Source organism: Ochrobactrum sp. SFR4, from assembly GCF_019730395.1.
Lineage (GTDB): Bacteria > Pseudomonadota > Alphaproteobacteria > Rhizobiales > Rhizobiaceae > Pseudochrobactrum.
The window spans coordinates 1-12,114 of sequence record NZ_JAAPBB010000030.1; the positions used below are offsets into that span (position 1 = coordinate 1).

The 12,114-nt window shown below is 46.5% G+C and carries 13 protein-coding genes and 2 pseudogenes; 5 read left to right on the top strand and 10 right to left on the bottom strand.

Annotation, left to right across the window (positions count from 1 at the left end; genetic code table 11):
• Positions 1-99 precede the first annotated feature (99 nt).
• The 6 genes and pseudogenes from HBA93_RS17215 to HBA93_RS17240 all read right to left on the bottom strand — a co-directional run.
• Positions 100-486: pseudogene (locus tag HBA93_RS17215) on the bottom strand (outer membrane protein); the annotation flags it as partial.
• A 293-nt stretch (positions 487-779) separates the two neighbouring features.
• Entirely contained in the window at positions 780-1,223 is a 444-nt protein-coding gene (locus HBA93_RS17220) for an acetyltransferase (protein WP_221724100.1), read from the bottom strand.
• Between the two features lie 270 nt (positions 1,224-1,493).
• A complete protein-coding gene (locus HBA93_RS17225) occupies positions 1,494-2,792 on the bottom strand; it encodes an MFS transporter (protein ID WP_221724101.1) in 1,299 nt (432 codons plus the stop codon).
• A 136-nt stretch (positions 2,793-2,928) separates the two neighbouring features.
• Positions 2,929-3,624 (bottom strand): hypothetical protein, encoded by a 696-nt coding sequence (locus HBA93_RS17230; protein ID WP_121993653.1) that lies wholly within the window; start codon positions 3,622-3,624, stop codon positions 2,929-2,931.
• Positions 3,624-4,616 (bottom strand): nitroreductase family protein, encoded by a 993-nt coding sequence (locus HBA93_RS17235; RefSeq protein ID WP_221724102.1) that lies wholly within the window; start codon positions 4,614-4,616, stop codon positions 3,624-3,626. Before HBA93_RS17235 ends, HBA93_RS17230 begins: the two co-directional genes overlap by 1 nt.
• A gap of 490 nt (positions 4,617-5,106) precedes the next feature.
• Entirely contained in the window at positions 5,107-5,289 is a 183-nt protein-coding gene (locus HBA93_RS17240) for a transposase (RefSeq protein WP_221724103.1), read from the bottom strand.
• Between the two features lie 178 nt (positions 5,290-5,467).
• On the opposite strand from HBA93_RS17240, the gene HBA93_RS17245 reads away from it, so the two are divergent.
• Positions 5,468-5,935: an autotransporter outer membrane beta-barrel domain-containing protein gene (locus HBA93_RS17245; protein WP_221724104.1), complete on the top strand. Its 468-nt coding sequence runs from the start codon at positions 5,468-5,470 to the stop codon at positions 5,933-5,935.
• A gap of 90 nt (positions 5,936-6,025) precedes the next feature.
• Here the strand turns inward: HBA93_RS17245 and HBA93_RS17250 are convergent, their stop codons facing one another.
• From HBA93_RS17250 to hisC, 3 genes are all read right to left on the bottom strand, one after another.
• Positions 6,026-6,226 (bottom strand): hypothetical protein, encoded by a 201-nt coding sequence (locus HBA93_RS17250; protein WP_221724105.1) that lies wholly within the window; start codon positions 6,224-6,226, stop codon positions 6,026-6,028.
• A 345-nt stretch (positions 6,227-6,571) separates the two neighbouring features.
• On the bottom strand, positions 6,572-7,309 hold the full coding sequence (locus HBA93_RS17255) for a TetR/AcrR family transcriptional regulator (protein WP_221724106.1): 738 nt from the start codon (positions 7,307-7,309) through the stop codon (positions 6,572-6,574).
• Complete coding sequence (hisC, locus tag HBA93_RS17260) at positions 7,306-8,439, bottom strand: histidinol-phosphate transaminase (protein ID WP_221724107.1); 1,134 nt, start codon at positions 8,437-8,439, stop codon at positions 7,306-7,308. The genes HBA93_RS17255 and hisC overlap by 4 nt, the downstream gene beginning before the upstream one ends.
• 306 nt (positions 8,440-8,745) lie before the next feature.
• Here hisC and HBA93_RS17265 point away from each other — a divergent pair, with 306 nt between their 5' ends.
• The 4 genes from HBA93_RS17265 to HBA93_RS17280 are packed head-to-tail and all read left to right on the top strand — an operon-like array spanning position 8,746 to position 11,709.
• Entirely contained in the window at positions 8,746-9,567 is an 822-nt protein-coding gene (locus HBA93_RS17265) for a transporter substrate-binding domain-containing protein (RefSeq protein WP_121993659.1), read from the top strand.
• 56 nt (positions 9,568-9,623) lie between these two features.
• A complete protein-coding gene (locus HBA93_RS17270; RefSeq protein WP_221724108.1) occupies positions 9,624-10,271 on the top strand; it encodes an amino acid ABC transporter permease in 648 nt (215 codons plus the stop codon).
• Positions 10,271-10,927: an amino acid ABC transporter permease gene (locus HBA93_RS17275; protein WP_221724109.1), complete on the top strand. Its 657-nt coding sequence runs from the start codon at positions 10,271-10,273 to the stop codon at positions 10,925-10,927. Before HBA93_RS17270 ends, HBA93_RS17275 begins: the two co-directional genes overlap by 1 nt.
• Before the next feature lie 8 nt (positions 10,928-10,935).
• Positions 10,936-11,709, top strand: a complete 774-nt coding sequence (locus tag HBA93_RS17280) for an amino acid ABC transporter ATP-binding protein (protein WP_286202020.1) — start codon at positions 10,936-10,938, stop codon at positions 11,707-11,709.
• Between the two features lie 155 nt (positions 11,710-11,864).
• On the opposite strand, the pseudogene HBA93_RS24775 reads toward HBA93_RS17280, so the two are convergent.
• Positions 11,865-12,038 (bottom strand): annotated as a pseudogene (locus HBA93_RS24775) (autotransporter outer membrane beta-barrel domain-containing protein); the annotation flags it as partial.
• Between the last annotated feature and the right edge of the window lie 76 nt (positions 12,039-12,114).

Genomic DNA, 12,114 nt, shown 5'->3' on the forward strand with positions numbered 1-12,114 from the left:
TGAAACTGCCATAATTCTTCTCCTTAATGACAAATAGTCTATTTAAGGAGGCGGAATCAAACCGTGACAAGTCCAGAAAGTGTAAGGTGCAACACCTCCGGAAACGCTGCCTTTCAGGCTGCTACCTTGAAAATCTGTTTCAACACCCAAAACAAGCTGATTAATCTGCCAGTTATAGCCAAGTTGCACACCGCCAATGAACCCATTTGGCGAGGTGCTGTAGCTAGCTTCATCTAAAATTTCATAGTCAATTTCAGATTCAGGAGTGCCGGGAAGCGGTGTCTTACCTTCTGGTCGTTTTGTCTGAACGTTATGCTTAAACTTACCCCATGCATAACCAGCATTCAGACCGACATAGCCGCCATTCCACGAGAATGTGTCAGCAACAACCGGCGCCGGCTCCGGAACATAAGGAACAATCGCATCAGCTGCATAAGCCGATGACGACGCCAAAATTACACTCGCAGCTAAAGCTATTCTTTTCATTTAAATCTCCCCCGTTATACGAATGGAGAAATTTTTACACCTAAATATATCAGGCATATATGATATGTTGCAACAGTATAGATTTTTGATTTCTTAGATAAAACTAAAATAAATACTACAAATTAACTCGAAACACTCAAAGTGCGTTGCAAACCTTCAGGCAAAAGAAAATACCCGGTCCGGCAAGTTGCCGCCCGCACAAGAAAAGGCTCAATGCACTAACATCGAGCCTTGGATTGCCTGCATCTTCAGATGCCTGTCTTGTGTCCGCCTGATAGCTATAAGTCTCTGCATTACACCGTTATGAGTTTCAGATGCAGAATTGGATATGGTTTTCCCTGATCGTCCAGTTCTGATCGTCCTGTTTGCTGAAAACCCATATGCAAATAGAAACCCACACCCTGACTGTTCTGTTCATTGACATCCACGGTGAGCTTATCACCAAAGAGCGATTTAGCATGGGCAAGCATATGCTTCCCAACGCCTTTGCCACGCAAATTCGGGGCAATAAACAGGCTATCAATATGACTGTCAGTCATGCCCATAAAGCCTACAGGTTTACCAGCATCCTCAGCAACCCAGACTTCTGCATTCGGAAGGTATTGCTCGCGAACCATGGCTTCAATTTCCTTGAAATCATTCTGACTCAAAAAGTCATGGGTTGCTAAAGCACTATCCCGCCAAATGTCCGAAAGAACTGGTGCGTCGCTACTTGTAGATTTTCTGATTGTAATCATTTGTCGTTCCTGATCTGAATTGGAACGTACCAAATAATACTTCATACTAAAAAACACCTAACGGACTTTTTGTCGCAATATGCATTTTTCAGAGGCAGGTTCGCCCTTTGAATTCAACATGACATGCTTATGATTTCTACGCATAAGCACATGCAATCAAAGATATTGGATCGGCAACGCAATAATGTCACTGTCTCCTTCGCTTTTATCCGGAAACCGAAGGTAACAAAATTTTGTGCCCGTTTAATATTTCAGGCCACTCGACTGGTGTTAATCCGGGACAGCCGCTCCAATTTGGCCTTTTTTGTTACGCTGGCCGATTAACATCAGTGCCCCACCTAATAGTAACAAAACTGCGGCGGAAAAGATGTATATCCCATACACGTCCAAGGATATATTGAAGTAATTGGTCAAATCCTGTGAAATATTGAGCGTCTGGGAACATACTAATGTCCCTATCAGCGATGATATGGCCAATACTGGCGTGATGGTTGCCGATACACGCCCCATATAGCCCATCGGCACGTCCTCTTGTAGCATCGGCCCCTGAATGATGGCAAATGCCGAGAAGAATAATCCGCAACAAAACATCAGCACCAATGCCAGCGAAAATGGTGGATGCAGCGAGTAACTCAGGTAACTCCCCCCTAAGCATAACAGAGAAACCGTAAATGCCTGGCGAATATTCAGCAATTTTAAAAACGGTTTTATCAATAAGGTTGCAATCAACCCGCCGACCGGGAAGACGGCGAGAATTAAACCGTATTCATAGGAGCTTAAGCCCAAGGTTTTGAAGGCATACAAAGATAGTGCAACATTGTTGACGCCAAGTGAAAAACCATACAACGCGACCCCGACCAGCAGGGTACGAATTGAAGTGTGCCTCCAGGAAAACCGGAGGCCGGAGAGAAACCCTCTCCAGAACGAGGGCAACTCCTGCTCCCCCAATAGATTCATACGAAGATTTCTGGTGGAAGCTATACACAGCGCTGAACAGGTAAAGGCCAGTACATTGATCCACAGTGCCCAGACGGGTCCTATCGACGCAAATAATGCTGGCCCCAGAGATGCCGAGAATATTGAAATGCCTGTCAGAGAAAACATTGCTTTACTGGATGCTTCAACTCGGCGTTCTGACGGGATGACAATTTGCATAATGGCTTGGCGAGACGGGTTGAAAAACTGTGCCGCTACACTGTTTATCAATAGCAAGAGCACAATTCCCGTGAGCACCTGTATTTGATTGAGGTTGAACAGCGAATAAATCATTATAAAAAATAGGAAATTGCACACCCTGATGACGTCAGCGCCAATCATCACGTAAAAGGGGATCATGCGATCAACAAAAACCCCTGCCAGAGGTGTTACGATTACGCGAGGAATAGCCGAAGCAGCTACCGTCAAACCTATCGCCGTCGGCAAAAAGACGCTGGCACGAAATAAGTCGGTTACCACCCAAACGATGACCGTAGCCTCGAAAACAAACTCGCCAAAAGATGAGAACGCTTGCCCAAACCATAAAAGTGAGAAATTTCGATTAATAAAAAAACTTTCAAACCGGCTCTTCACGCTCAAAGCACCTAATTGATCTCAGATATGTGCAAATTTTCCATGCAGCGGCCGAGCACAGAATATTATGGCCTCGTTCATCTTGAAACACGCAGAGATTTAGCTCTCCACTATCTCGTGCTGCTACTCTTAACAATTAATCCGGGAAAACTAGCCGAATTACATATAAAACATCTCGTTCTTCACTCAGCTGCAACATTTTTGAAGCCGTTTCTTCATGTACCGCCGGGGTCATTCTAGCAGCCAAATTTTGATGCTGTCCCTCTAGCAACAATGCATGTCCCACGCGACCAACATCCAACAATGTTCTGGCGTAAGCTACCTCAGGATCGCTGAAAGATTCGCGAGCAAACTCCCAATTGATTCCCAGAAGTACAGTAATGCCTTTGCCTCTCGCCCACCCCTGCCCCTGAAGTATCTTCAAGACCATTTCAGTGTCATCCGTACTGCTCAAGCGTTTGAGCGCTCTGGGCGTGTGATCCAGCAACCACGGTGCATCAGCCCAACCTTGTACGCCGTTGGTAACAATTCCAGCGAATAAATGCGTTTCCTGAGTCAATGCCTGATATAAACATCTAAGAACAGCTTCAAGCACCGAGGACGGCAACTCTCGTTCACCAACAGAAGTAAAACAACGCCGTGAAATAGCGCGCTTTAAGTCATAACCAGATACTAATTTATCCAGTAAATAGCGATAACTCTGAAAAGCGTGGCTATTCTGAGAGCCACCAGCTTCCAGTTGCTTGAGAAAAACATAAGGGCGCTCCCAATTATGAATCTCCCAGGTTTCAGGTATCGAAAGATCATTGTCTTGCAGATTTGCATAAATCATTAATCCCATCCTTCCAGCAATCCAATTGAAAATGCAGGTAGGCCGTCATCTGATGACTCATCTGAAAAGTTTTTCGCGTAAGCAAAATCAACTATAAACCGTGATGTGTAGTGCCAGTTACAATAATTTGACAATGCTGAAAGCTGAGCATCCGCATGCCCTACATCAACTAACAAGGCGCGAAAGCTGCGTGGATCCCTGTATCGAAACATTGACCGCCTCACTGCTGTACAAAGTACCAATCTTGCTACCCAATTGGCATCTGATTTGGTTATACGATCAACATCGGATGACACCGGCAACTCTCTGCTGATCAGTTGCAATTCGCTCTTTGTTGGAGAGAAATAGTAGACACCTGCATCCAGCATGGGTGAACGATGAATCTCGACAAAACACTCCGTGGGGTGTCTGGCGCCACCTGAAGGTATTGACTTTCTTAGAAGTTCAACTTGATGATAATTAGTCTCTTCGTCGTAAAATGCTGGTTGGTGCAGGCGTACACCGAAGGTTCCTGACAGGATCAAGCTGAACTGATAAAAAACAGAATTTCTTAACTCATGTATGCTGAGATTAACTGCATCAACGACAGCAACATTCTTGAGCGATTCAACGCTTAACTCAATGGCTGGATAATCATATTCCTTGACGTAACTACTCATAATCAGAGCATCCGCCACCGACGCCGAGCGACCTTGAGACATATCAAGAAACGGATGATTTTGTGTTGCAATGTGGTAGCCCGACTTAGGTTCGCCAAGTGCTTGCACACATACATTCGTCAGCAAGACACTGGCATCAGCCTCGCTGAGTGTTTTGTCCATCGCGACCTTATTTTTTAATAGATCCAATCTAATTGCTTGTCCGCAATTATCCGTTATGAATTTTGCAAGGTTATTTGAAGTATTTATCGCATTGCATCCAGTGGAGTACTCTATCCAATACTCTTCTTCATCGTTATTAAATACTAACGCTGCTGGACTTATATAACGCATAGGACGCCTCCCAAAAATGCTTGGAGGAAATTCCTCCAAGCACTATATTATTTAGCCACTTTTACTGCTTTAGTCTTGGATGGCCTGTTTCCAGGGTCCAAGTTGCAGGTTGCGGATTGAAGCAGGGCTACTTGTACTTTTTTCATGTAAAATCCCTCTTATTAGCAAATAAAAATACAAAATTTTAATAAAATGCTCAATCAGTTTAAAGATACTGACTTTATTAAAGTAAACATTAATATATTATGGTCAATCCATAGTTATTGTGATTAATTTATTAATAAATAAAATGGCGAATGAACCTTGATGTAGCCGTTATTTAAGTGAGTTGCTTGGCATATCCCGCTACGTCAGCCTGTACTTTTAAAACTTATAGGGATTCCGTGGGCACTTTTACCTAATACCCGCTAAAAGGATTTGAAGTCATTTGGACTGAAACGGTTAGCGCGGATCGCGCCTGAAGCGTTCGAGAGGGACGGTCAATTTCATTCTAGAGATAGTCGCCGGTAAGCGTGATATGCGCCCGGAGCAGCGCCGTGACCCGGAAGAGCGGTTCATCTGGAATTTCAACGTTCTGACCACGGATATATTCGACGGCGCAGGCCAGAACATGGCGGCTCTCGCCTTTATTCAGGATGGCATACGATCTGCGCCGCAATTTGGTGCCGAACATGCTTCTCCACGATTTAAGTATAAACATTCTGATGATTTAGACGGTGGTTTAAAACCCTAAATTTGAAACGAATGGATCATTCAAAAAAACAAGTGCAACCGTGCTTAGATTAGCGGGCTCCAAACTTCTGATTTGTATTTAGCTTTTTTCGATCGCTACAGTGCCGCCGCTCCGGTTTATGAATCCTATACGACAGCGCTGCAGGCTCTCAACTCATTGCCGACGCTGCAACAACGTACCGCAGGCACAGCTTATGTGGTCTTCTGTCGGATTTAATACTTTTACGGGTACTTATGGTGCCCGCATTCAAAGCCGTGACGGGGATAGCCTGATTACGCGTATCGGACTTTCCGCCAATTATGCCGGCAACAGAAAAAGTGCCGACGGACTGACAATCAGCAGCACCTTTTATGGCATTGCCAATCTTTATCAGGAATTCATAGGCGGGCAGAAAATTACTTACAGTGGTAAAAATCTGGAAACAGAGAATGACCGGACATGGGGCGGCATAGGTGCCGGCGGCACCTATGCCTGGGCTGATGAAAAATATACGCTCTACGGCGAAGGATCCGTCAATACCAGTCTCACAAACTTCGCTGACAGTTATACACTCAAAGGTACAATAGGCTTTAAAATGAAATGGTAAAAAAGAGAAAATTTCACAATTGTAATGTCGCCTTATAAATTAAATTATAGTATAATTTTTGCTTCAACTAATATTAAAGAGAAAAATATTTTAATTTTTATATTTTTTTATTCGCCTCCTGAACGGATCTATTTCATTTTTATTAATTATAAGCTCAAGCTCATAGCGCGCCATATTGAGCAAATAAAATAAAATTGAATGTTGATTTTTATTAATATGCTTCAATATGCCATTCAAATGCATAAGCAATATTTTTTTATCTATATATAAATGATTTTCACCGGTATTCACGACAACTCTCCCCTCTCAATAAAAATAAATATAATATATAATTATTAATATTTTATAAAATGTATTTATTTTTCTATTAAAATTGAAAAAACTATTATAAAAATATTTTCATTATTTATAATAAAATTAATAATACTTAGTTATATTGATTTAGAATTAAAAATATAATTTTTGTATCTAAATTTACTCAACTTTACCACTTCAATCTGAGGTCTATTCTATCTTCATGCCTGTAAGTTTCAGCGATATTTGTGAGACAGCATTAACCAAGATTTCTTTGGGCTTATGACATTGTTATTAGTCTCTGCTGAAAACCAGCGTTAAAACGAGATATAAAATCCCGCATTACGGCTCTTCTGTCTTGCCAAGAATTTCCAGTCCGGCAATCAAGGTCTCAAGCAAAAATTCGAAACCGTGATCCAGCGGCGCAACATCACCACTCTGCCACCGCATAACAAAAGCGCGGTTATACATCAGCGGGAGATGCTGAACGACAAGGGGAAAACGTTGCGGATCAAGCTCGGCAAGCCCGCTGTCGAAGTTCCGCACCCATTCTGACTCACCATCTGCACTGTCTGTGGCAAGCTCAATAGTAATATACCCTTCCAATGCCCCGACGACGGCGTTAAACGCGTTAATCAGGCCGGCATCCTGAAAACCGGCCCGTGTAAGTGCCTGTAAAATCAGCTCAACCCATGGCGCATTCGGCGCACCGTTTGAACGGATATGAGGCCCGAGTAACGGAGCTGCCCTGGGATGCGCTCTTACCCTTTCACGGAATCTCCGGAACAATTTTCTGATCGTATCCCGCCAGTCATCATGCTCCTCTTCAACCGGCATGAGATCGGCTAAAAGCGTCCCTGAAATCTCAGCAAAAAGATCTGCTTTCGCCCCTCCTATATGCCAGTAAAGTGCCGCCGGATAAACATTGATACGACGTGCAAGTGCCCGCACTGAAAAGCCGGCTAATCCCTCATCATCAATCAGCGCAATAGCCGCCTCAACCACATGCTCCCGTGTCAGACCAATAGCGGCAGCACGTCCGACATTGCGTTTTTTCGGAGGAGCAGATTCATCGCTCAAGACTGCCCTCCACCACAATCATCACTCAGAATTTGCGTCAGTGCCTGTATAAATTTTTCATTATCCGAAGCTTTGCCAACGCTGACACGAAGGAAATTTTTATACCCCTCTTCCATCCACGCTTTAACAATAACGCCTTTTTTAAGCAGTGCTTTCGCCACAGGAGCAGCTTCCCTGCCTGCATCAAAAAACAGGAAATTTGTCTGCGAAGGAATAATATGCAGCCCCGTTGCGGCCAGCTGTTCCGAGAGGATTGCACGATCGTGCCTGATCTTTGCAACGGCGTTCAGCATCCACCCCTCATCACGGAATGCGGCAACAGCCGCTGCCTGCGCCGCAGCATTCACATTAAACGGAGTCAGGACTGAACGCATGGCTTGTGCAATAACCTCATCAGAAGCAATACCATAGCCCACACGTAAACCGGCAAGCCCGTAAGCTTTTGAAAATGTCCGTAACACAACCCAGGACAGCTTGCTCCGCTCTTTCAGAACTTCAAGCCCGTTCGGACAGTCCGTATCGATCAACTCAAAATAAGCTTCATCCAGCACAAATAAAGTGCCCGGCTGCACTGCATTCAGCAGGCGTTCAAGTTCAGGCCGCGAAAGCGCCGTACCCACCGGATTAGACGGAGAGGATATGAAAACAATCTTCGGTACTTTGCCAAGTTCACGTATCAAAGCATCAACATCGTAGCCGAAACTGGTGGTCATCGGAATTTTGATAACATTTGCACCGGCCGCCATAGGCTCGATCTCATGCAAGCCAAAACATGGCGCAATGGTGAGAACATTATCCCCTTTTTCAAGATAAGCACGTGACAGAGCCGCAATCAGCTCTTCAGAACCGTTACCACAGACAATTCTTTCCGGAGAGGCGCCAAGCTTGTCGGCAAGAGCTTTGCGCAATGTCAGCGATGACGAATCACTGTAGCGGGACAACTCAAGAGAGGCCAGCGCTGCCGGCACCACAGGCGATGTGCCATAAGGATTTTCGTTACTCGCAAGTGCCGCAACCACATCAAGACCGCTGATTTTTTGTGCCACGGCAGGTGAAATTCCTGCATTATATGGCGGCAGGGCCACCACTTCCGGACGCGGGTGAAGGGATGCTTTCTGAACTGTCTGCATGTTCCAACCTATTGATAAGAGTAACGTCCTGAGGCGCCGTTGACGCTTTCAGACGACAGGGTGCCTCTGTCAGCCGCAGCGAACAGCCTTATTACTTTTATGCTGCCGAAAGCTCCCGAATCCGCTGTTTGCAATCACAGTTCTCAAAGAGGGCATTGACACAGGAACAAGTATATACACTAAATCAATTGTCCACTGAACAAAAATCTTTTTGGTTCTGTGGCCGGACAAAAATGTGGAGGCTCGCTGGACGCTCGGGGCGCGTACAGCTGAGAATTTGTTCGCCCTGCCAATAAGGAGTGCAGTATGTCACTTTCATATTTTCTGAAGATTGCAGGCTTCTGCCTGGCCAGCTCCGCGCTGACTTTTTCTGCGGCTCAGGCCGATCAGCTTGCGGATATCAAGGCAAAGGGAACGATTCATTTTGCAACCGAGATGCTTTATCCACCTTTCGACATGCTGGTGAACGGGGAATATCAGGGTTTTTGCCGCGATCTCGCTGATCTTGTCGCCGCAGAACTGGGGGTTAAGGCTGAGTATCAGGATCTGCCATGGACTTCGGTTCTTCCCGGCCTCGAAGTTGGTAAATTCGACATGACCAACGCACCTGTTACGGTCAACAAGGAGCGGATGGAGCGTTACAGTTTCACATTACCTATCTCCGATGCCACAAAAGGATTGCTCAAGCGCGCCGCTGATGACAGCATTCAAAAACCGGAAGATATTGCAGGTAAAGTTGTTGCTGCCCAGAAAGGCTCAGCCGAGCTTGATGAACTCAAGGCTTATGCTGCTAACCTGCAGGGTGTCGTCTTTAAAGAATATGCATCAACTGAAGAAGCAAATGCTGATCTGGCCGCAGGCCGGATTGATGCGGTGGCAAACGGAGCAGCACTGAATGCATATGCAGCAGCACAGCGTCCGGAAATTTTTGCAAACGTCAATCCGCCATTCGGACATAAGTCCTATTATGCATGGGTTGCGCGTAAAGGCGAGGACAGCGCCTCTCTTGTAGTGGCCGTCAATGAAGCACTGCGCAAAATACAGGATGACGGCCGTCTGGCTGAAATTCAGAAAAAGTGGTTCGGCGAAACCTCTGAACTTCCGAAGGAAATGCCGGTGATCGAATAACCGCAGTTTGAAGCTACGGGCAGCTGAAGGCTGCCCGTTTACTCCGGGAGCGGACAATGTTTTCATTTCAGGTTATTCAGGATGCTCTGCCGCAGCTCATCTGGGCTGCAAGGCTTACGCTGATCGTTTCGGTTCTGGGTATCGGGATCGGGCTTATTCTCGGTACACTCATTTGTGCCGCGCGTATTTCCCCGCTGAAACCGGTGCGCATAGTAAGTGCGGTTTACATAAGTTTTTTCCGCGGTGTGCCACTGCTGGTACAGTTACTGCTGTTATATTATCTTTTGCCGGTGATCGGAATAAATGTTCCGCCGATTGTTGCCGCGGTCGGCTCCGTGGGGCTGTGTTCAGCAGCCTATATGGCCGAATATCTGCGCGGGGCACTCAATGCGATCCCCCGCGGCCAAACTGAAGCAGCCAATACGCTGGGCTTTCTGCCCTTGCGCATCTGGACCCGCATTTTACTGCCGCAGGCTTTCCGTATTTCACTGCCTTCATTCATCAATGAGCTCATCCTTCTCGTGAAAGCCTCCTCTCTTGTTTCTCTTGTCGGCATTACTGAACTGACCAGAACAAGTCAGGCTCTTGCAGCGGCAACCTACCGTCCGCTGGAAATTTTCAGCGCAGCGGCAGTTGTGTATCTGGCTATCAATTTATGTCTGGCGCTGCTCGGCCGTTACCTTGAAACACGGAGTGCTGTCTGATGGAGCTTGGTCTTTTTGTTAAATACGGCCCCGTATTGCTCTCAGGTTTCGGCGTCACCGTTCTCTGCTGGGCTGTCGGTACGATCGGCGGTCTCGGTCTGGGTTTTCTGATTGCATTGCTCCAGCGTTATTCAACACGGCCGGTGCGGATTGTTTTACAGACCTATATCGAGATTATCCGCGGCACCCCCTATCTTGTGCAGCTTTTCCTGCTCTATTACGGCGGACCTCATCTGGGGCTGCGTCTGGGGAGTATGGAAGCGGGATTCATCAGCCTGATCATATATGGCAGCCCGTATTTTGCTGAAATTTTTCGCGGCGGATTACAATCCGTCCCTGCGGGACAGATTGAGGCTGCACGGAGTATGGGGTTTGCAGAAACAACCATCATACGTCGTATTATGGTTCCTGCCCTGCTCGTTTCAACTCTGCCCGCACTGATCAATTTTGCAATTATCCTGACCAAAGAAACCGTTATTCTCTCCGTCGTCACTGTTCCTGAGCTGTTATATGAAGTGCAGACAATGTCGGCAGAAACCTTCGCTTTTGTAGAAGCAACTTTTGCACTCGCTATGTTTTTCTGGTTGTTTGTCGAGACAATCTCGTTTCTCGGACGACGGCTTGAAGCACGCGTAACCCGTTTTCTAACGAAATGAGACAGCCCATGACCATGTCTTCAGCCGAGTTAATCAGTGTCTCGCGGAATTTCGGCAAATTCAAAGCTCTGGAAGATGTTTCGCTCAGCGTTCCGCCAGGAAAAGTAACATGTCTTATCGGGCCTTCAGGCTCAGGAAAATCGACGCTGCTGCGCTGTATTAATTTTCTGGAGCCTTATGATTCAGGTGAGGTGCGGATTGACGGTGAGTTAATCGGCTATCAAAGCCCGGGCGGACCACTTATGCCTCAGGTGAAATTACGAAACATGCGGCGCAAAATCGGAATGGTATTCCAGCAGTTCAATCTCTGGCCCCATATGACAGCTCTCGGCAATGTTGCAGAAGCTCTTGTACAGGTTCGAGGTCTTTCGCAAAAAGAAGCAAAGGCTCAGGCTATGGCAGCACTGGCTAAAGTCGGGCTTGCTGACAAAACTGAAAACTATCCCGGGCGGCTTTCCGGCGGTCAGCAGCAACGTGTCGCCATCGCCCGCTCTCTTGCAATGCAGCCAAAGCTCATGCTCTTTGATGAGCCGACTTCCGCTCTTGATCCTGAACTTGTGGGAGAGGTTCTTCAGGTCATGAAGACGCTTGCTTCCGAAGGCATGACCATGGTCGTCGTCACGCATGAAATGGGCTTTGCATCACGCGTCGCGGATCAGGTTGCCTTTATGGTATCCGGCAAGATTGCAGCCGTGGGAGCACCGGATAAAATACTTAAAAACCCTGCCGAGCCACGCCTGAAACAATTCCTCAGCAGCTATCATGAACGCAATGATATCTAGGATGAGTTTCATAAATCGTTGAAGCACATCTTTTGCGGCATTGCTGCATGAATACGCATTCCGGTCTTTGATGAATGCGCTATAGAGTTGTCTTTGTCACGCTGATCGGAGGGCCCTGAGAGGCCCTCCATTCTGCTCTGGCCTTGTACTTTACCCTACCACTTTACTTTGAAGCCGACCGTGCCTTTGAGCGCATAGCTGTCAGCGAAGTTTGAGAGGCTGGTATTGACTGACCCCTCGCCATAAAGCGCATATTTGTCATCCGCCCATGTGAGTGTGCCGCCCGCTCCAAGTCCGCCCCATGTCCGGTCTGCTTCCGTCTCAAAGTCTGTCCGTCGTCGAATGATTTGAGACTAATTGTGCTTTTGAAGATTGGATTTTCCGGCTCGGTTTATGGGTTGATTT